The sequence below is a fragment of the Streptomyces sp. NPDC001393 genome, assembly GCF_053597455.1.
Window position 1 is genome coordinate 1 of record NZ_JBSFIH010000009.1, and the last position, 18,987, is coordinate 18,987.

The 18,987-nt window shown below is 72.9% G+C and carries 18 protein-coding genes and 1 riboswitch; of the genes, 8 read left to right on the top strand and 10 right to left on the bottom strand.

Features of this window, described 5'->3' with window-relative positions; genetic code table 11:
- The 4 genes from ACWC2T_RS12930 to ACWC2T_RS12945 form a co-directional block, all read right to left on the bottom strand.
- On the bottom strand, nt 1-218 hold a 218-nt coding region (locus ACWC2T_RS12930; protein ID WP_450670414.1), incomplete at its 3' end, for a hypothetical protein.
- A 172-nt stretch (nt 219-390) separates the two neighbouring features.
- Complete coding sequence (locus tag ACWC2T_RS12935; RefSeq protein WP_450670415.1) at nt 391-660, bottom strand: hypothetical protein; 270 nt, start codon at nt 658-660, stop codon at nt 391-393.
- A gap of 161 nt (nt 661-821) precedes the next feature.
- Nucleotides 822-2,117: an NRAMP family divalent metal transporter gene (locus ACWC2T_RS12940; protein ID WP_450670416.1), complete on the bottom strand. Its 1,296-nt coding sequence runs from the start codon at nt 2,115-2,117 to the stop codon at nt 822-824.
- The gene (locus tag ACWC2T_RS12945) at nt 2,114-3,460 is read right to left on the bottom strand and encodes a magnesium transporter MgtE N-terminal domain-containing protein (RefSeq protein WP_450670417.1); all 1,347 of its coding nucleotides are present in this window, start codon (nt 3,458-3,460) and stop codon (nt 2,114-2,116) included. Before ACWC2T_RS12945 ends, ACWC2T_RS12940 begins: the two co-directional genes overlap by 4 nt.
- A gap of 303 nt (nt 3,461-3,763) precedes the next feature.
- Nucleotides 3,764-3,938, bottom strand: a riboswitch (M-box (ykoK) riboswitch).
- 273 nt (nt 3,939-4,211) lie between these two features.
- On the opposite strand from ACWC2T_RS12945, the gene dhaK reads away from it, so the two are divergent.
- From dhaK to ACWC2T_RS12960, 3 genes are all read left to right on the top strand, one after another.
- Nucleotides 4,212-5,204: a dihydroxyacetone kinase subunit DhaK gene (gene dhaK, locus ACWC2T_RS12950; protein ID WP_450670418.1), complete on the top strand. Its 993-nt coding sequence runs from the start codon at nt 4,212-4,214 to the stop codon at nt 5,202-5,204.
- Between the two features lie 68 nt (nt 5,205-5,272).
- Nucleotides 5,273-5,878 carry a dihydroxyacetone kinase subunit DhaL gene (gene dhaL, locus ACWC2T_RS12955; RefSeq protein ID WP_450670419.1) on the top strand — a complete coding sequence of 202 codons (606 nt, stop codon included), beginning with the start codon at nt 5,273-5,275 and terminating at the stop codon, nt 5,876-5,878.
- Nucleotides 5,875-6,285 carry a PTS-dependent dihydroxyacetone kinase phosphotransferase subunit DhaM gene (locus tag ACWC2T_RS12960; protein ID WP_450670420.1) on the top strand — a complete coding sequence of 137 codons (411 nt, stop codon included), beginning with the start codon at nt 5,875-5,877 and terminating at the stop codon, nt 6,283-6,285. Before dhaL ends, ACWC2T_RS12960 begins: the two co-directional genes overlap by 4 nt.
- 20 nt (nt 6,286-6,305) lie before the next feature.
- Here the strand turns inward: ACWC2T_RS12960 and ACWC2T_RS12965 are convergent, their stop codons facing one another.
- Nucleotides 6,306-7,136, bottom strand: a complete 831-nt coding sequence (locus ACWC2T_RS12965; protein WP_450670421.1) for a glycoside hydrolase family 75 protein — start codon at nt 7,134-7,136, stop codon at nt 6,306-6,308.
- A 519-nt stretch (nt 7,137-7,655) separates the two neighbouring features.
- On the opposite strand from ACWC2T_RS12965, the gene ACWC2T_RS12970 reads away from it, so the two are divergent.
- Nucleotides 7,656-8,633: a fibronectin type III domain-containing protein gene (locus ACWC2T_RS12970; protein ID WP_450670422.1), complete on the top strand. Its 978-nt coding sequence runs from the start codon at nt 7,656-7,658 to the stop codon at nt 8,631-8,633.
- A gap of 108 nt (nt 8,634-8,741) precedes the next feature.
- Complete coding sequence (locus tag ACWC2T_RS12975; protein ID WP_450670423.1) at nt 8,742-9,305, top strand: hypothetical protein; 564 nt, start codon at nt 8,742-8,744, stop codon at nt 9,303-9,305.
- Between the two features lie 42 nt (nt 9,306-9,347).
- Here ACWC2T_RS12975 and ACWC2T_RS12980 read toward each other — a convergent pair whose 3' ends face one another.
- Both ACWC2T_RS12980 and ACWC2T_RS12985 read right to left on the bottom strand, forming a co-directional pair.
- On the bottom strand, nt 9,348-9,893 hold the full coding sequence (locus tag ACWC2T_RS12980; RefSeq protein WP_450670424.1) for a PadR family transcriptional regulator: 546 nt from the start codon (nt 9,891-9,893) through the stop codon (nt 9,348-9,350).
- A 31-nt stretch (nt 9,894-9,924) separates the two neighbouring features.
- Nucleotides 9,925-11,940, bottom strand: a complete 2,016-nt coding sequence (locus ACWC2T_RS12985) for an FAD-dependent oxidoreductase (RefSeq protein ID WP_450670425.1) — start codon at nt 11,938-11,940, stop codon at nt 9,925-9,927.
- 214 nt (nt 11,941-12,154) lie between these two features.
- Here ACWC2T_RS12985 and ACWC2T_RS12990 point away from each other — a divergent pair, with 214 nt between their 5' ends.
- Nucleotides 12,155-12,328: a tautomerase family protein gene (locus ACWC2T_RS12990; protein ID WP_450670588.1), complete on the top strand. Its 174-nt coding sequence runs from the start codon at nt 12,155-12,157 to the stop codon at nt 12,326-12,328.
- Between the two features lie 12 nt (nt 12,329-12,340).
- On the opposite strand, the gene ACWC2T_RS12995 is transcribed toward ACWC2T_RS12990, so the two are convergent.
- Together ACWC2T_RS12995 and ACWC2T_RS13000 are read right to left on the bottom strand one after the other, a co-directional pair.
- A complete protein-coding gene (locus ACWC2T_RS12995) occupies nt 12,341-12,712 on the bottom strand; it encodes a hypothetical protein (protein WP_450670426.1) in 372 nt (123 codons plus the stop codon).
- Nucleotides 12,713-12,817: 105 nt separating this feature from the next.
- On the bottom strand, nt 12,818-13,699 hold the full coding sequence (locus ACWC2T_RS13000; RefSeq protein WP_450670427.1) for a hypothetical protein: 882 nt from the start codon (nt 13,697-13,699) through the stop codon (nt 12,818-12,820).
- Nucleotides 13,700-14,049: 350 nt separating this feature from the next.
- Between ACWC2T_RS13000 and ACWC2T_RS13005 the strand changes: the two genes are divergently transcribed.
- Nucleotides 14,050-16,128 carry a SpoIIE family protein phosphatase gene (locus tag ACWC2T_RS13005; RefSeq protein ID WP_450670428.1) on the top strand — a complete coding sequence of 693 codons (2,079 nt, stop codon included), beginning with the start codon at nt 14,050-14,052 and terminating at the stop codon, nt 16,126-16,128.
- Nucleotides 16,129-16,131: 3 nt separating this feature from the next.
- Here the strand turns inward: ACWC2T_RS13005 and ACWC2T_RS13010 are convergent, their stop codons facing one another.
- Nucleotides 16,132-16,920, bottom strand: coding sequence for a putative protein N(5)-glutamine methyltransferase (locus tag ACWC2T_RS13010; RefSeq protein ID WP_450670429.1), 789 nt, complete (start codon nt 16,918-16,920; stop codon nt 16,132-16,134).
- Nucleotides 16,921-17,142: 222 nt separating this feature from the next.
- Between ACWC2T_RS13010 and ACWC2T_RS13015 the strand changes: the two genes are divergently transcribed.
- Nucleotides 17,143-18,945, top strand: coding sequence for a hypothetical protein (locus ACWC2T_RS13015; RefSeq protein WP_450670430.1), 1,803 nt, complete (start codon nt 17,143-17,145; stop codon nt 18,943-18,945).
- Nucleotides 18,946-18,987: the final 42 nt, after the last annotated feature.

The following is an 18,987-nucleotide window of genomic DNA, read 5'->3' on the forward strand; positions in this document are numbered from 1 at the left end:
CCGCCGTCGTCGCCGCCCTCTGCCGCGAACGCGGACATGCCGTGGCCCGCGTGCACCGCCTTGATGTGCTGCCGGCCCACGACGGCCTGGTGGCGCGCCTGCCAGGGCCGGGGTCTTGCGTTGTTCGACGCCGCGAACGACTGGGTGGTCACCAGTCCGAACGCGGCCGCTACGACGGTGCAGGTGATGAACCGTCGTTGGTGCTTCGGGGGCAACATGCCCTCTCCTCCCTGCACCGGGCATATGGGGGTGTCCCGGCGCAGGGGGGATCTTGGCGTGGCCACAACAGTCACACAAAGGGCTCACAGGAAATATGGCATCTTGTTTACCTTGCGTCTGACGTGAGCCCGAAGTTGCGCTCGTTCCAGCCCGGTTGGGACGCCTCTTGGGTCACCGGACGAGCCGGTGCGGCCGGAGCGAGGCCCTCGTGATCATCGAGGAAGTGACCTCCGGCGTAAGGGGCCGTGGTGGTGTTCCCGGCGGTGAGAGGGTCCGGCCACCGTCGGTGGAGTGGATCAGTTCCACGGAGTCGTAGGCCCCACCGCTGAAGTCCGAACCCTCGTAGCCGGTGTGCGGATCGATGGCGAGGTTCGGCAGATCGCCGCCCGCTCGCAGGGACTTGGTCCCGTCGGTGGGGCCGGAGTTGGAGGAAGCGGTCAAGGACACGTCAATAACCGGTTGCCGGTGTTGGCCATCATCGGCCTGTCGAGCAGGGCGAGAGGCGCATGATCGGACCGCTCGCTGAGGTGACCCGGCGCTGTCCCGCGGAGCCGGTCGGGTACCGGCGGGGTGCGGCCCGCAGGAGCGGACAGCAGCCCCGGTCAACCGAGGCCGAACCAGCCGAGGACCGTCTGGACGAGCAGGATGGTGGACATGGCGGCGACGCCGACGACCACCACGGTGGCGGCGATGCGGTAGCGCGGCCCGTTGGCGGCCGTCCCGAGGACGGAGCGGCGGTTGGTCAGCACCAGCAGGTAGACGAGGACCACCGGACTGATCAGGCCCTGCAGGACCTGAGTGCCGATCAGCAGCTGGATGACGTCGACCGGGGTCATCGCCACCGCCGCCCCGAGGAAGATCTGGGCGGTGAACAGGCCCAGGAACAGCGGGGCGTCACGGAAGCTGCGGGAGACCGAGCGCTCCACGCCCGCCGCCTCTCCTATGGCGTAGCTGGCGGACAGCGGGACGACCGCCCCGGCCAGGGCGGAGGCGCCGAGCAGGCCGACGGCGAAGAGGAGTTCGGCGTTCTGGCCGGCGATCGGCTTGAGGGCCTCGGCCGCCTGCGCTGCGGAGTCCAGCGGGCCGGTGCCGCCGATGGCGGACGCCGTGGCGATGATGATGGTCAGGCTGATGACGCAGGCGAAAACGGCGCCGAGGATCGCGTCGGCGCGGATGAGGGGGTAGTCGGCGGGCCTGGCACCCCGGTCGACGACTCCGGCAGCGGCGTAGAACTGCATGTACGGGCTGACCGTCGTACCGATCAACGCGACCGCGAGGAGGATGAAGTCCTTGCTGGGCTCGATGTGCGGGACGATCAGGTGGTGGCCGACGGCGCCCCAGTCGGGGTGGCCGAGGATCATGGCGATCGGGTAGGCGAAGAACGCCAGGGACATGATGAGGAACACGCGTTCGGCCCAGTGGTAGGAGCCGAACAGCACCAGCGCCCACAGCAGGATCGCGGCCGGCGGGATGACCGCCCACTTGGGGACGCCGAGGAGTTCGAAGGCCGCGCCGATGCCCGCGAACTCTGACACGACCAGGCCGGTGTTGGCCAGCAGCAGGCAGAAGACGGCGAGCGCGGTCAGGCGCAGGCTGAACTGCTCGCGGATCAGGGCGCCCAGGCCCTTGCCGGTGTGGGCGCCGAGGCGTACGGCCATCTCCTGAACCATCACCAGGGCGACGGTGACCAGCACCATGAAGAAGAGGGTGCCGTAGGTAAACTGGGAGCCGGCCGAGGCGTAGGTGGCGATGCCGGCGGCGTCATTGCCGGCGTTCGCGGCGACCAGGCCGGGGCCCGCGACCGCGGCGATCATGGTGAGGCGTCGCCAGCCGGTGCGGCGGGGTGCCGTCGCACCGGCTGCCGGAGCCGCCTCGGTGGTGTCCAGGTCGCGGGTCACTGCAGGAACCTCCTAAAGTGCAGGCGCCCGCGTTCGGGCAGCATCGCGTCGAGCAGGTCGTCGGCCAGGATCCGGCCGATCGGGCGGTCGCCGTCGTCGACCACCAGGAGGGAGGAGGCGCGGGCCGCGACCAGCTGGTCGGCGGCCTCGGACAGGGCGGTGTCCGCGTGGACGGTCACGGGCGGGCCGAACTGAGCGAGCCAGGCCACCAGGTCGGCGACCGGCGCCGCGTCCTCGGCCACCGCCAGGTCGAACAGCGAGATGTCGCACAGCAGCCGGCCTTCGGCGTCGACGCAGACGACAGCGTCGATCTCGGTACGGTGCTCGGCCTGTTCGGCGAGCCGGGCCCGCACCTCGGCGATGGTCTCGTCGCGACGCGCAGTGACGAGCAGCGTGGTCATGGCGCCGCCCGCGGTGCCCTCGCGGTGGGTGAGCAGCCGCCGCAGTTCGGCCGCCTCCTTCTTCGGCATCCGCGTCAGCAGGGCCTCGCGCTCCTCGCGGGTGAGGTCGCGCAGGGCGTCCGTGGCCTCGTCCGGTTCCATCTCGTCGACCAGGCGGGCGGCGTGTTCCGGCTGCGCCTCGCGCAGCAGGTTCTCCAGCTCGGCCGGTTCCATCTCCTCCAGAGCGTCGGCGGCCCGCTCCGGCTCCAGCCAGCCGAGCAGCTGCTGGCGCTCGCTGCGGCCGAGGTCTTCGAGGATGTCGGCCAGGTCGGCCGGGCGCAGCCGGTGCAGTGCGGTCCGGGAGGCGCGCAGCCGTACCTCGGAGGGTCCGTCGGTGGCCTGCTCGGCGAACGGGGCGACCGCCTGCCAGTCGAGCACGCGTTCCGGGGTGGGCCGGGCCTGCCAGCGGCGGGGGCCGAGCCGGCGCAGGAGCGTGGGCAGGGAGACGTCCACGCCGACCAGCACGACCCGGTCCACCAGCGGTGCCAGGTACAGATCGGCGGCACGGGTGACCTGCACGCCGTCCACGTCCACGAGCTGGTGGTCGAGTACGTCCCTGGCGAGCAGCACCTCGCCCGGGCGCCGGGCGAAGTCCCGCAGGTCGATCCGCGCGGTGCGCAGCCGTACGTGCCCGGCGTGCACCTTGCCGATGGCGTCCGACGCCAGGAAGGTGTGCCGGCGCCCGATGCGCAGGATCAGCCCGGTGACCGGCGGGTACGGCTCCTCGCCGTAGAGGCGGGCGACGACGTCGGCGACGCGGCCGACCTCCTCCCCGGCCTGGTTGGTGACCGGGCCGCCGACCAGGCCCGCCAGCGAGACCAGGGACGTGCGGACCGCCTTGGAGGCGGTGGCGCGGCGCTCCAGGATCACCCGGCGGTCGCGCAGACGGGCCGAGGTGGACATGAGCAAAGTGTTGACGGACAAGGTGAACACCCCCTTGCCCCGGCATGACGGGGCAGCGGGCGGCCACGGCAGCGCACTCTTCCCTGCCCCGCGATCAGGGCAGGGCACACCGGGCCCGACGCACCGGGCGGGGTCGGGTCAGTGGAGGAGGACGGGCTGCCTCAGGCCGCGGAGGGACGGCGAGGACAACGCGGACAGGGGCCGACTATGGCCCGGACTACTGTCCATGCTCGCCTCCTCCCGGTCCCGGCCGCGCTCACGACGCCACGGCCATACGGCAAGGGCAACCGGGCGAATCGGCCCGGCGCACCCCAACTCGTCAGAGCTTTGGCACTCCACGGCGTGTCCCCGCAGCTGCGGGGAAGCCACTTGGGGTCACCCCTTCGGCCGGGGAGACCTGTCCTGATCCGGAGCGTCTCTCGACGGGTGGGATCAGTGGCCTGTGTCCGTGAAGACGCCTCACCGAACGAGGTGTCTCATCAAAACCGGATCAACGATACGCCCCCGCCGCCCCGCCCTCCTAATCCATGACCGGCGCTTGACCCCGGCTCTACGGGACCGTGACCTCCCGGATCAGGACCGCCACCGGCCGGCGGCCGACCGGCGACACCAGAAGGCATGCGCGAGCATCTGCGCCGCTCCACGTGACCTTCGCTGCCGCAAGGTCGATACTGCCGACAGCAGAGCTCCGCCCGCGACGCCACCGATCACATCTCAGAGGCCCGCCTGCCGGCCTCATGGGGAGGTACCCGTGAAGATGCTCATCAACGTGCCGGAGACCGTCGTGGCGGACGCGCTGCGCGGGATGGCGGCCGCGTATCCGGATCTGACCGTGGACGTGGAGAACCGGGTGATCGTCCGGCGGGACGCTCCGGTGGCCGGGCAGGTCGCACTGGTGTCGGGTGGCGGGTCGGGGCACGAGCCGCTGCACGGCGGGTTCGTCGGACCCGGCATGCTCTCCGCCGCCTGCCCCGGAGAGGTGTTCACCTCCCCGGTGCCGGACCAGATGGCGCGGGCCGCGGCGGCCGTGGACAGCGGTGCCGGTGTGCTGTTCGTCGTGAAGAACTACACCGGCGACGTGCTCAACTTCGACATGGCGGCCGAACTCGCCGAGGACGAGGGCATTCAGGTCGCCAAGGTGCTCGTCAACGACGACGTCGCCGTCACCGACAGCCTGTACACGGCCGGGCGGCGCGGCACCGGTGCGACGCTGTTCGTGGAGAAGATCGCGGGCGCCGCCGCGGCCGAGGGGCAGCCGCTGGAGCGGGTCGAGTCCATCGGGCGTCGGGTGAACGAGAACTCCCGGAGTTTCGGTGTCGCGCTCAGCGCCTGTACGACCCCGGCGAAGGGCAGCCCCACCTTCGATCTGCCGGGCGGCGAGCTGGAGTTGGGCATCGGCATCCACGGCGAGCCGGGCCGGGAGCGGCGGCCGATGATGACGTCCGGGGAGATCGCCGACTTCGCGGTGAACGCGATCCTGGAGGACCTGCCGCCGCGCAGCCCCGTGCTGGTGCTGGTCAACGGCATGGGCGCCACCCCGCTGCTGGAGCTGTACGGCTTCAACGCCGAGGTGCAGCGGGTACTGCGCGAGCGCGGGGTCGCCGTGGCCCGCACGCTCGTCGGCAACTACGTCACCTCCCTGGACATGGCGGGCACGTCGGTGACGCTGTGTCAGGTCGATGAGGAACTGCTGCGGCTGTGGGACGCCCCGGTGAAGACTCCCGCGCTGCGGTGGGGGATGTGATACGGCGGACGAGGCGACCATCCACCCGTGGCACGCCGGTCAACATCCCTACCACGCAAGGAGATCCCGTGCTCGACGCCGACTTCTTCCGCCGTTGGATGGCGGCGACCACCGCGTCCGTGGACCGCGAGGCGGAGCGGCTCACCGCTCTCGACTCGGCCATCGGGGACGCCGACCACGGCAGCAATCTGCAGCGCGGCTTCACCGCCGTTTCGGCCGCCCTGGAGAAGGAGGCGCCGGACACCCCGGGCGCGGTCCTGGTGCTGGCCGGGCGGCAGCTCATCTCCACGGTCGGCGGCGCGTCCGGGCCGCTGTACGGCACGCTGCTGCGCCGGACCGGCAAGGCGCTCGGTGACGAGGCCGAGGTCAGCGAGGCGCAGCTGGCCGAGGCGCTGCGCGCGGGTGTGGACGGGGTGATGGCGCTGGGCGGGGCGGCCCCCGGCGACAAGACCATGATCGACGCCCTGGTGCCGGCCGTGGACGCGCTCGGCGACGGCTTCGCCGCCGCGCGGGCCGCCGCCGAGGAGGGCGCGGAGGCCACCACGCCGCTGCAGGCCCGCAAGGGCCGGGCGAGCTATCTCGGCGAGCGCAGCATCGGCCACCAGGACCCGGGGGCGACCTCGTCGGCGCTGCTCGTCGCCGCTCTGCAGGAGGCGGCGGAGGGCGGACGGTGAGCGAAGCGAAGGTGGTCGGGATCGTGCTGGTGTCGCACAGCGCGGAAGTGGCCGCCTCGGTCGCCGAGTTGGCGAAGGGCCTGGCGGGCGGGGCCGCGGGGGTGCCCGTGGCCTGCGCGGGCGGCACCGAGGGCGGCGGGCTCGGCACCAGCGCCGAGCTGATCTCCGCCGCGGCGGCCTCGGTGGACCGGGGCGCCGGGGTGGCAGTGCTCACCGATCTCGGCAGCGCCGTGCTCACGGTGAAGGCGCTCATCGCCGAGGGGGACGAACTGCCGGACGGCACCCGGCTGGTCGACGCACCGTTCGTCGAGGGCGCGGTGGCGGCGGTGGTCACCGCCGCCGCGGGGGCCGACCTGGACGCGGTGCAGGCCGCGGCGTCGGAGGCGTACGGCTACCGCAAGGTGTGACACGGCCGCGGGCCGGCTGGTCACCTGTACGTGAGGAACAGCCTGGCCAGCCGCGCTCCTGCGGCCGCGGCCGCCGCGCGGTCCTCGATGGGGTGCACGCGGGAGTTCCTGAAGACGATGTAGGTGACCCCGGAGGGTGCCCCGCCGCCGTCCGGGTCGGCCCGGATGCCGAGGCCGCGGGCGGTGGCGTAGGAGGCTTCGCCGATGAGGTCGCGCGGGCCGGTGTCGCCGACAACGGCGTACTGCACCCGCCCCCGGTAGACGACGGCGGCGACCGAGCCGCCCCGTACGCCGTACGCGCGGGGGTTCCAGATGCGGCTGGGGGCCGGGACGACGATGTAGGGCAGCGTCGCGGCGTTGAGACTGCGGCCGTCGGACTGCTGGTAGGTGGTCATGGTGGCGAACTGCGGGTCGGTGTGGCGGTTGCAGCGGGCGGTGGACCGTCCGTCGCAGTCGATGTCCAGGTCGGCCTTCCAGAAGACGGCGGTCCGGGTGCCGCAGATGGGCACGGTCGCGCGGCGGCCGGCGTCGGTGCGGTACCGGCCGCGGGAGATCTGGTGGCATGCCCCCAGTCGGTCCAGCAGATCGGCGGCGGTCACCGCACCGCCTTTCCTGCGGGCCGCCGGCCGCTGCCGGGGTGGATCGGCATCGGCTACCGCGCCCTTCCGGCGGGCCCCGGGCCGCTGTCGGGGCGGGTCGGCATCGGCCGCCGCGCCCTCCCCGCGGACCACGGGCCGGTCCGGGTGCGGGTCGGCGGCGGCCGGGGTGTGCAGGGCGGCGGGAGCGTGCAGTGCGGCCGGGGCGAGCAGGGCGACTCCGGCCAGGGCCGGCGTCAGCGACGGGACACGCACGGTGAGGGACCCTCTCGTCGGGGACGGGCGGACATCCAGCACACTCTGGGTGCGGGTCCGGGCGCCGGAGCGTACGGGCCGCCCGGAAGGGGCTGGATGGAGCACTCATCTGACGCCCCATGAGGGACAAACCGACGCCGCATGAGGGACAAGCCGCATGAGGACAAGAGGACGGTGCGGGACGACAGGGGCCGGGGATCCGGGACGCAGCCCGCCCCGGATCCCCCGGCCACCCGCGTCGGCGCGGCTTCGGCGACGACAGCGTGTCCGCGCCAGCGGCATGAACTCCCCTGCCCTCGCGGATAGTTCAGCCCTAGGGAGGCTCAGCATACGTAACTCCCCCGCATGGTCACCAACGCGGGCCCCGGATCGGTCACCCGGGCGGACGCCGATCGGTCACCCGAGCGGCCGCGTGCCGGTCCCCCGCACGGCCCCCTTGCCGCATCCGCGGCCGCCGCGCCATATTGGTACGGACCTTTACGTGAATGCCGATGCCGCCGTCCCCCGGGAGGCAGAGCCGTGCGACGCGTGCCGTGCCCGCCCCTGCTGGTCTGCGGAGCCCTGCTCCTGGTCGCGGCGTGCGGCTGGAGCCAGGCCGACGAAGACGACGAAGGCCGGGCACCCGGCGCTCCGACCGGGGTCACCGCGCAGGCGGGCAGTGCCACGAGCGTGCACGTGATGTGGAACGCGGTGCCGGACAGCCCCGGCATCCGCACCTACGAGGTGTATCGCGGCACCACGAAGGTGGAGGACGTGCCGGGTTCACAGCACATGGTGGACGTCACCAGGCTCAGGCCGTCCACCGTGTATGCCTTCACCGTGCGGGCCCGGGACACCGAGGGGCGGCTCGGGCCGCCGAGCCGTGCGGTGCGGGCGCGGACACCGGCCAGGGCGGCGGATGACCGCTCGGCGCCCACCCGGCCGTCGCGTCCCGCCGGGCGGGTGCTCGGCGCCCGGGAGGTCCAGCTGTCCTGGGGCGCGTCCCGGGACGACCGGGGTGTGGTGTCGTACGACGTGTACCAGGGCGGTGCGAAGATCCACAGCGTCGGCGGGAACCAGACCGCGACCGTGCTCACCGGGCTGCGCCCCGGCACCGGTTACCTCTTCACGGTGCGGTCCCGCGACGCCGCCGACAACGTCTCCCCGGCGAGCGCCCCGGTCCGCCTCACGACCCCGGGTACCGACGACGGGCGGGACACCGCGCCCACCGGCTTCACCGCGACGACCCACCGGGCCGGCGGGGCGTACTACATCGACCTGTCCTGGGACCCGCCGCGCGTGGACGGGGTGATCACCGAGTACCGGATCCGGCTCGACGGCACCGCGGCGACCTCGCTGGTGTGGGGCGGCACTCCCCCGCGCGGACAGGCGCATTACAGCTTCTACATCGGCCGGAGAGCGGGAGAGGACCACCGGGTACGCCTGCGGGCACGGCTCCCGGACGGCACGTGGGGCGGCTGGTCGCCGGAGCGGACGGTGACCACGGCAGCCCCGTAAGAAGCGCGGGACTGTGTCGGTGTGCGGCTCCGCCGCCCGAAGGAACCTTTCACCTGGCCGGCCGCCCCCCAGGTGCGGGCACCCCTGCGGCCACGTTGGCTGCTGCCCATGCACACCTCGCGACTTCTCGTCCGCTCCGGCCCGGTCCTGGCGGCCGCCATGGCGCTCCCCGCCGCCCTCGCCGGTCCGGCCGCCGCGGCCTCGGGCATCTCCGTCAGCACCACCGGGTCCACCGTCTCGGTGGTCACCAGCGCGTGCTCGGAGATCAACGGCAGCTGGGGCAACGCGGCCCTGCTCACCAGCAGGCAGGCGAACTTCGCCCAGGGCCGGCAGTCGGCCCTCTCGGGCACGTCCGCCAGCCAGTCCGCGGCCTGGACGGGGGTGAGCCCGGGTACGTACACCGTCGTCGTGGTCTGCTCCAGCGGCAGCACGGCGGGCACCCAGCCGGTGACCGTCTCGTCCGGCTCGGCGCCGACGGCCTCGTCGACGACCGCCCCGACAACCTCCTCGACGGCCTCGCCGGCGCCCTCCCGCGGTGTGCTGGGCGGCCTGGGCGGTGCCGCCCGGGACTACGGCCCGCTGACGCTGGGCATCGGCGCGGCCCTGGTGGGCAGCGGGGCCATTGCCACGGGCTGGTATCTGCGCCGGCGTTCGAAGCCGTACCGGCTCTGAGGCAGAGCTGTACCGGCTCAGCGCACCGGCTGCCGACCCGGCTCAGCCGCCCTCGGGCAGGTCCGAGAACTCCGCCAGGGCGTGGGTGAGCCACTGGGTCCAGAAGGTCTCCAGATCGATGCCGGCCCGCAGCACGAGATGGCGCAGCCGGTCCTCGGGGGCGTCCCGGTCCGGCGGGAAGTCGCGCTTCTCGATCTCCCGGTACTCGGCCAACTGCCGCCGGTGCAGCTCGAGATGGCGGCGCAGGTCCGCCTCCATGCCCGCCGTGCCGACCACCGCCGCGGCCCGCAGCCGCAGCAGCAGCGTGTCCCGCAGCGGCTTGGGGTCCTGCGCGGCGGCGGTCCAGCGGGCCAGTTCGGCACGGCCCGCGGGCAGGACCTCGTAGCTCTTCTTCTGCCCACGGGCCGGCGCCTCGGCCGGCAGGGTGCGGATGAGGCCGTCGGCCTCCAGCCTCCCCAGCTCGCGATAGATCTGCTGGTGCGTCGCGGACCAGAAGTAGCCGATCGACTTGTCGAACCGGCGGGTCAGCTCCAGCCCCGACGACGGCTTTTCCAGCAGGGCGGTGAGGATCGCGTGCGGGAGTGACATGGCCTCATCCTAGGGACCTCCGGCAGGGGGCCTACAGCGCCGCCGCCAGCTCCGTGCCCTGCTTGATGGCGCGCTTGGCGTCCAGCTCGGCCGCGACGTCCGCACCGCCGATCAGATGGACGCTGCGCCCGGCGGCGGCCAGCTCCTCGTACAGGTCGCGGCGCGGCTCCTGCCCGGTGCACAGGACGACCGTGTCGACCTCCAGGACCGTGCTCTCCTCACCGACGGTGATGTGCAGGCCCGCGTCGTCGATGCGGTCGTAGCGCACGCCCGGGACCATGGTCACACCGCGGTGCTTGAGCTCGGTGCGGTGGATCCAGCCGGTGGTCTTGCCGAGGCCGGCGCCGACCTTGGTGGTCTTGCGCTGGAGCAGGTGGACCTGGCGGGGCGGCTTGGGCCGCTGCGGCGCGGCGAGGCCGCCCGGTGTCCGGTAGTCCATGTCGACGCCCCAGGCGCGGAAGTACGTCTGAGGGTCCTCGCTCGCCTTGTCCCCGCCGTCGGTGAGGTACTCGGCGACGTCGAAGCCGATGCCGCCGGCGCCGAGGATCGCGACCCGGTCGCCGACGGGGGCGCCGTCCCGCAGCACGTCGAGGTAGCCCACGACCCGCGGGTGGTCGACGCCGGGGATGTCCGGTGTGCGCGGGGTGACACCGGTGGCGACCACGACCTCGTCATAACCGGCCACGGTCCCGGCAGTGACCCAGGTGTCGAGGCGTACGTCGACCCCGTGGGCGTCGAGCTGGTGGCGGAAGTAGCGCAGTGTCTCGTCGAACTCCTGCTTTCCGGGGACCTTGCGGGCGACGTTGAGCTGGCCGCCGATCTCGCTCGCGGCGTCGAAGAGCGTGACCTCGTGGCCGCGCTCGGCTGCGCTCACCGCACAGGCCAGGCCCGCCGGTCCCGCGCCGACGACGGCGACGCGCTTCTTCAGCCGGGTCGGCGCGAGCACCAGCTCGGTCTCGTGGCAGGCGCGCGGATTGACCAGGCAGGAGGTGATCCTGCCGCTGAAGGTGTGGTCGAGGCAGGCCTGGTTGCAGCCGATGCAGGTGTTGATCGCCTCGGGTGTCCCGGCGGCCGCCTTGGCGACGAAGTCGGGGTCGGCGAGCATCGGGCGCGCCATGGAGACCATGTCCGCACAGCCGCCGGCCAGCAACTCCTCTGCCAGCTCCGGGGTGTTGATGCGATTGGTCGTCACCAGCGGTACGGACACCTCGCCCATGAGCTTCTTGGTGACCCAGGTGTAGGCACCGCGCGGCACGGAGGTGGCGATGGTGGGGATGCGGGCCTCGTGCCAGCCGATGCCGGTGTTGATGATCGTCGCCCCGGCGGCCTCGACGGCCTTGCCGAGGGTGATCACCTGGTCGAGGGAGGAGCCGCCGGGGACGAGGTCGAGCATGGAGAGCCGGTAGATGACGATGAAGTCCTCGCCGACGGCCTCGCGGACCCGCTTGACGATCTCGACGGGGAAGCGCATCCGGTTTTCGTAGGAGCCGCCCCAGCGGTCGGTGCGCTGATTGGTCTGCAGGGCTGTGAACTCGTTGATGAGGTAGCCCTCGGAGCCCATGATCTCCACGCCGTCGTAGCCGGCCTGCCGGGCGAGGCGGGCGGCGCGGGCGTAGTCGTCGATGGTCCGCTCGACGTCCGCGTCGGTCATCTCGCGCGGAACGAAGGGGCTGATGGGCGCCTGCAGCGGGCTGGGGGCGACGAGGTCCTGGTGGTAGGCGTAGCGCCCGAAGTGCAGGATCTGCATCGCGATCCGGCCGCCCTCGCGGTGCACGGCCTCGGTGACCACCTTGTGCTGCTCGGCCTCCGCCTCGGTGGTGAGCTTGGCGCCGCCCTCGTACGGCCGGCCCTCGTCGTTGGGCGCGATGCCGCCGGTGACGATGAGGCCGACGCCGCCGCGGGCGCGGGCCGCGTAGAACGCCGCCATGCGCTCGAAGCCGCGCTCGGCCTCCTCCAGGCCGACGTGCATGGAGCCCATGAGCACGCGGTTGGGCAGGGTGGTGAAGCCCAGGTCGAGCGGGGTCATCAGGTGCGGGTAACGGCTCATCGGGCCCTCCGTGCGCGGTGTCATCGCCTCTTGTTGTAGAGGAAGCCCGAGGCTTTGTGCAACTAGTTGCACAAGCGGGACGGGGTGACGCCGACCACTCTGTACCTACTGGCATGTACAGCAGGTATCTGCCGTACCCCGGTCCGAAAGGACGCCCCACCATGCCACCAGCACCCAGCGGTACGGCGATCACATCGGCCTGCGCTCCCCGGAGCTGAAGCGTGCGCTCTATCGGCGGATCGCCGAGCTGGTGCACGAGCGCACCGGCACCGCCCCGCGCAATGTCGTCGTCACCGTCACCGAGAACACGTCCGTCGACTGGTCCTTCGGCGACGGTGAGGCGCAGTACGCCCCGGCCGACACGGAGCCGGCCGGGGCGCCGTCGTAGCGCGCGAGGGGGTCAGCGGCTGCGCAGCCGCAGATGCAGGTCCCTCTCCTGGTCGCCGGAGGCCGTGCAGGTCTCCTCGACGGTGAACATCGCGTCCAGGGTGTGCCGGAACCGGTCCACGGCCCAGTAGCCGCCCTGGACGTCCGCCTGGACGGACGCGTCGAGGTGGACCGGCGGGCAGCCCGGTCCCCGGGCGTCGGCGACGTCGTACGTGCCGAGCCACACCATCGGCCGGACCTCGTGGAGCTGCTGAGGGATCTCGTCCGGGCCCCGGTCGGACGCGAAGCAGGAGCTCAGCGCGTCGAAGACGAGACGGGCGTCCTCCTTGGAGCCGCTGATCTCCACCATGACGGTTTCCGGGTGCGACCGCTCCGTGTGTGCCATTGATCGCTCCTTTCGTGCCGCGCCGCGGTGGAAGGGGGGTACCCCGCTCCGCCGCGTCCACCCCCAGGAAAGCACCAGCGGCCCCTCGGCACACCCCAGGAGAGCTCAGCCGCGGGAGAACTTGTACGTCTTGCTGTCGGTCAGGACACAGAAGCCCGGCGACATCACGATCACGCGCAGGATCCCGGTGCGCCGGTCGTAGTCGATGCCCTCCACCTCGAAGGTGCCGGAGCACGCGCTGCGCAACGGCAGCTGACGCCGGGCGGTGACATGGCCGGTGACGTCGCCCGAGCCGTTCGGCGGGGCCGACAGGTCGATCTGGAGCAGCGGCTTGGTCATGCCGAAGAGGCTGCCGTCGGAGTCGTCGGAGGAGCACAGCAGGGTGGTGGGGCCGGAGAAGTCGCAGCCCTGGACGTCGCGGACGGCGTGGTCCAGGTTGACGTTCGAGACCTGCGGGAGGTTCGCCGAGGGGGAGGTGGCCGGGTTGACGCCGGGGGTCGGGAAGACCAGCAGACGGTTCATCGTGCCCCACTCGCCGGAGAGCATCCACTGGCCGTCGGGCGAGATCGCGTCCCAGGAGTTGTTCAGGGCCTCGCCGGGGCTGAGCGTGTGGACGTACTCCGACCAGGTGCCGTCGGGCGCCTGCACGCGGTACATCTTCGAGTTGCCGGAGTCCTGCTGATAAGGCTCGATGTAGTAGCCGTTGTACGAGGCGTCGGGGTCGCCGACGTGGTTCCAGCCCCGACTGGAGACGCTGAGGGGAATGGTGCCGATCCCGGTGTACCGGTTGGGACTGTTCACGGGGACCTCCACGGAGGTCAGCCCCTGGCTCTCGTCCAGCGCGCGGGCGTGGTCGGAGCCGATCTCCGTCCAGGTGTCGGCCGCGGCGGCGGACCCGGGTACGGCGAGGGACACGACGGCGCTGGTGGCGAGAGTGACGAGTCCGGCGAGAACAGCGTGACAACGTTGCCGGGCGGACGCGGGCATGGCCGACTCCTTGGACGAGGAATGGGGACGCAGGGCGGGTGGGCGGGATCAGTCGGGCGGCGGGCGGGAACACTCGGTCGGCGGACAGTCTGGCGTGGCGCGATAGTCATGTACAGGCCAATGCAGCAACATCAGCGTGAACTCTCCCCGTCCGCCGAACGGGCGTGCAGGATGTCCGGGACAGCGGTCCGGTCCCGGCGTGACGGCTTCGACGGACGTGCACGGCTGTGGTGAGAGATGGTGGAGGTAACCGGCGACGGCGTCGGAGAGTCGGGTGTGAGCGCGGTGGATCAAGGGGAGTCGGCACGGGGGACGACGTGCCGTGCGGACATGCGAAGGCGGTGCATGGCATGAGTGCAGCCGAGGCTCCGGTGACGGAGGGCGGCGAGCCGGTGCCCGGGCCGGTACGGCCAGGCGGTCTGCTCGACGTGCTCCGCGTGGCGTCGGTGGTGCTGGACACCACCGGCCGGATCGTGCTGTGGAGCCCGCAGGCTGAGGAGCTGTTCGGGTACAGCGCCCAGGAGGCCCTCGGCGAGTACGCCGCCCGGCTCATGGTCCACGAGCGGCACTTCGAGCTGGTCGGCAAGCTCTTCGCCGATGTCATGCGCACCGGGCAGAGCTGGGCCGGCGGCTTCCCGATCCGGCACAAGGACGGCAGCACCCGCGTGGTGGAGTTCCGCAACATGCGGCTGCTGGACGACCGCGGTGACGTGTACGCGCTCGGACTCGCCGCGGACCAGTCGACGGTACGGCGCCTGGAGCAGGACGTCGCGCTGTCGGAGCGGATGGTGAAGCAGTCGCCGATCGGGTACGCCGTCCTGGACACCCAGCTGCGGTTCGTCTCGGTCAACCCGGCCCTGGAGAAGATCAACGGGGTACCAGCCGCCGAGCACGTCGGGCGGACGCTGCGCGAGGTGCTGCCGATGCTGAACCCCGAGCCGGTGGAGATCGACGCCCGGCGGGTGCTGGAGACCGGGGTGCCGGTCATCGACAACACGCTGGTCGGCCGCACCCCCGCCGACCCGGACGAGGACCACACCTGGGCGCATTCGCTGTACCGGCTCGACGACGCCATGGGCAATGTGCTCGGCGTCGCGGTCTCGGTCGTCGACATCACCGAGCAGCACCGGGCCTCCCTGGAGGCAGAGGCCGCCCGGCGCCGGCTCGCGGTCATCGCCGACGCCTCCGCCCGGATCGGTACCACGCTCGAGCTGGACCGCACCGCCTGCGAGCTGGCCGAGGTCGCCGTACCGGAACTCGCCGACGTGGCCGCCGTCGATCTGCTGGACGCGGTGGTGGAGGGCCGGCCCAGCACGCTCGGCCCGTCGGAGGAGGCGGTGATCCGGGCACTCGCGGTACGCCCGCAGGACGACGCGGACGCCGCACGGGCCGCCGACCCGCCCGGCCGGATCGCCCGGTACGGACCGGACCGGCTGGTCACCGAGTGTGTGCGCACGGGCGAGGCGGTGCTGGTGCGGCAGGTGGAGGACGAGGATCTGCCGCGCATCGCCCGCTCCCCCGAGGCGGCCGAGCTGCTGGGCCGGGCGGGCCTGCACTCGTATCTCGCGGTGCCGCTGATCGCGCGCGGCGAGGTGCTCGGCGCCCTGGACCTCAAACGCACCCGCAACCCGGCGCCGTTCGACGAGGACGACGTGCTGCTCGCCCGGGAGCTGGCCGCCCGCGCGGCCGTGCAGATCGACAACGCGCGCTGGTACCAGAACGCCCGCAACACCGCCCTCACCCTGCAGCGCAGTCTGCTGCCCAGCAGTCCGCCGGTGACGACCGGCCTGGAGGTCGCCTCCCGCTACCAGCCCGCCGGGGCCACCAGCGAGGTCGGCGGCGACTGGTTCGACGTCATCCCGCTGGAGGGCGGCAAGACCGCGCTCGTGGTGGGCGATGTGATGGGCAGCGGGCTCAGCGCGGCCGCGACCATGGGCCGCCTGCGCACGGCGACCACCACGCTGGCCGCCCTGGACCTCGACCCGGCGCTGCTGCTGGAGCACCTGGACAAGACGACGTCCGCCCTGGACCACTCCATCGCGACCTGTATGTACGCCGTGCACGATCCGCATCTGCGGCAGTGCCGGATCGCCAACGCCGGCCATCTGCCGCCGGCCCACCTCCGCCCGGGCCGGCCGCCGGTGCTGCTGGACCTGCCGACCGGGGTGCCGCTGGGCGTGGGCGGGGTCGGCTTCTCCACCGTCACCGTCGACTTCGAGCCCGGCGACGAGCTGGTGCTCTACACCGACGGGCTGGTGGAGACCCGTCGCCACTCCCTGGACGAGCGCCTGGACTTCCTGCTGTCCCTGCTCGACGACCCCGCCCGCCCCCTGGAGGAGACCTGCGACTTCCTCCTGCGGACCCTGCACCACCCCGACAACCACGACGACGTCGCCCTGCTGATCGCCCGGGCACAGGAACTGCCCTGACGGTTACGGCAGTACGCCGATCACCACATGCGCGGACAGCTCCTCCGACACCGCCGTACGGGCCGTCAGACCCGCGTCGCCGAAGGCCCGTACGGCGGCCGGTGCCTGGCGTTCGCTGGTCTCGGTCAGCACGCAGCCGCCCGGTGCAAGCCACTCGGGTGCCCCGGCGGCCACCCGGCGCAGCACGTCCAGCCCGTCCGCGCCGCCGTCCAGGGCGATGCGCGGTTCGTGGTCGCGGGCCTCGGACGGCAACAGGGGAAGTTCGGCGGTGGGGACGTACGGCACATTGGCGGTGAGGATGCCGATGCGGCCGCGCAGCCCGGCGGGCAGGGCGTCGTAGAGGTCGCCCTGGTGCGCCCGGCCGTCGAAGGCGGCGAGGTTGCGGCGCGCACAGCGTACGGCGGCCGGGTCGATGTCGGCCGCGTGCACCTCGGCTCCGTCCAGGGCGGCGGCGAGGGCCGCGCCGAGTGCGCCCGAGCCACAGCACAGGTCCACGACCACGCTCGCCCGCGGCGCCTGGGCCAGCGCCTGGTCGACCAGGAACTCGGTACGGCGACGGGGGACGAACACCCCCGGTTCCACCGTGACCCGCACCCCGTGGAACCCGGCCCAGCCCAGGACGTGTTCGAGCGGGTGCCCGGCGGCGCGCCGTTCCACCATCGAGGCCGCCTCCTCGGGCGTGCGGGCGGTGGAGAGGATCAACTCCGCCTCGTCCTCGGCGAAGACACACCCGGCGGCGCGCAGGGCGGAGACGACGGTTTCGGGGGAAGAGAGGGAACCAGGAGGGGACAAGGAGGCCGAAAGCCTTTCGGAGCACGGGACTTCAGGGCGCTCTCGCGGTCACCGCTGCCGGTGCACCGTCCGCGACCGGACGCCCACCCTACCCCAAGGGGGCGGCCCGGTCCGGGGCGGGAAAAACACCTGGCGCCGTCTCGGACGGGTGGCTACGCTCGCCGCGATGACGACTCACACCTCGCAGAGATTGGGGGTCCCGTCCGCGCAAGGTGAGCGCTGATGCTCCCTTCCACCGCGTACGGGGATTCCCGGCTGTCCATGTGGCTGCGCGTACGGGAGTACGCCGTGCCACCGTCCATGATCGAGCTCGCCACCGGCCGCCGTATCGCCGGGGACTGGGCGGGGGCCTGCGCCGCCGCCCGGATCGACGTCGACCTCGATCTGCGTTCCGTCGCCCGCGCCCACGGCCGGGACATCGCGGCCCGGCTCCGCGCCGACCTCCGCCGTCTCGCCCCGGACCTGCTGCGCTGGCACATGCCGAGGATCGCGCCCGACGGGCTGCTGCGCCCCGGCCTGACCCTGACACTGGCCCGGTACGCGCGGCCCGGCCGGTCCGGCCCGCTGCACCTGGTGGCCCGCACCCCACCGGCCTGGGCGGACGCCGGCCAGCGGATCAGCCTGGCCCTGTTCGATCCGGCCGACGCGCCCGCCGGCCGCCATCCGCATCCCCGCCCCAACCGGCGCTACCGGCTCGACCTGCACCGGCACCTGTGGGACGCGAGCAGGGCCGGCGAGCTGCGCGACCGGTCGGGCGCCGGTGGCCCGGCGCCGCCGGACCGCGATCCGCTGGGCCTCGTCCCACCCGGGACCGGCTGCGCCGTCGGCCAGTGGGCGGCCGAGGCGAGCATCCTGCTGCGCGCCGACGGGCACTCCGGCGAAACCTTCGCCGTACGGCTCGGTGGCGGCCGCCGGTTGCTTCTTGCGGTGACACAGGACGGGGGCGACGCACCGGAACCGACCGAGAACCGGCGCGGAACCGACCCGACCGCCACGACGCCGAACCCGGCGGGGCTGTGCCATCCCGGCCAAGCGCACCCCATCGCGGACGCGGGCGACGCGCCGGAACCCCCGCGCAGAACGCGCCCGGCCGACGGGACCCATGGCCCGGCCGGGGCGCGGCAAGCCGGTCAAGCGCACCACATCGCAGGCGGGAGCGACGCGCCGGAGCCGGCCGAGTTCCCGCGCGGCGCATGCCCGGCCAACGGGACCCACGACCCAGCCGGGGTACACCACCATGGCCAAGCGCACCACACCGCAGGCGGGAGCGACGCGCCGGAGCCGGCCGAGTTCCCGCGCGGCGCGTGCCGGGGCGACGGGATGCCGGGCCCGGTCGGATTCCCGTGTCGGGGCGCCGACCGTGGCGGGGTGCCGCGCCTGCGGATCGTGGGCGAGGTGCCGCCGGGAGGTCTGTCCGCCGTGCCGGTGCTGCCCGATGCGGCGACCTGGGTGGCGCCCGATCTGGAGTTGTTGCGTGCCGGGCTGATCGGCGCGGACCGGCTGCATCCCTTGGTCGCCGCGGCCCTGGTGCCAGGTCACACGGCGCCCGGCGCCGTCCGCGATCCGGATCCGGTGGAGCGGGCGCGTCGGGTGGAGTGCCGGGGAGACACACACCGGATCGGCCTGGTCGACGGTGTCCTGGTACCGCTGGACCACGCTCCGGACGAGATCCGGCGCGAGGAACTGCTGGCCGCGCTCGGCGGGCCGCCGTTGCCCTGTCTGCGGGTCATCGACGAGGCGCACCGGCGTCCCGACTGCCTGGCCGGTGTGCGGGAACGGCTGGACCACGGTGACGTCGAAGGCGCCCTGGCCGTGGTCGAGGGCCTGCTGGGCCACGGTGCGGTGCTGCGCGAGGGGCCGCTGCGGGACGAGCTGACGGCGGCCGCCGAGCGGCGCATCGCCTACGGGCTGTACCGGGCGGGTCTGACCGGCTTCGGCGGCACCTCCACCCACCGTCCGAGCCGCCGCACCGGCCAAGGCCGCCGCCCCACTCGACGGCAGACCCGTCCCGTCACCTTCTTCTGAACCCCCTTTCGTTTCCGCCCACTTCACACACCCCAGGTGATG

Excerpts from the sequence above, each read along its gene's own strand:
- ACWC2T_RS13005 (WP_450670428.1), top strand. The coding sequence starts at position 14,050 with ATGAGTGCAGCCGAGGCTCCGGTGACGGAGGGCGGCGAGCCGGTGCCC.
- ACWC2T_RS13000 (WP_450670427.1), bottom strand. The coding sequence starts at position 13,699 with ATGCCCGCGTCCGCCCGGCAACGTTGTCACGCTGTTCTCGCCGGACTC.
- ACWC2T_RS13015 (WP_450670430.1), top strand. The coding sequence starts at position 17,143 with ATGCTCCCTTCCACCGCGTACGGGGATTCCCGGCTGTCCATGTGGCTG.
- ACWC2T_RS12995 (WP_450670426.1), bottom strand. The coding sequence starts at position 12,712 with ATGGCACACACGGAGCGGTCGCACCCGGAAACCGTCATGGTGGAGATC.
- ACWC2T_RS12985 (WP_450670425.1), bottom strand. The coding sequence starts at position 11,940 with ATGAGCCGTTACCCGCACCTGATGACCCCGCTCGACCTGGGCTTCACC.
- ACWC2T_RS12945 (WP_450670417.1), bottom strand. The coding sequence starts at position 3,460 with ATGTCCACCTCGGCCCGTCTGCGCGACCGCCGGGTGATCCTGGAGCGC.
- ACWC2T_RS12980 (WP_450670424.1), bottom strand. The coding sequence starts at position 9,893 with ATGTCACTCCCGCACGCGATCCTCACCGCCCTGCTGGAAAAGCCGTCG.
- ACWC2T_RS12975 (WP_450670423.1), top strand. The coding sequence starts at position 8,742 with ATGCACACCTCGCGACTTCTCGTCCGCTCCGGCCCGGTCCTGGCGGCC.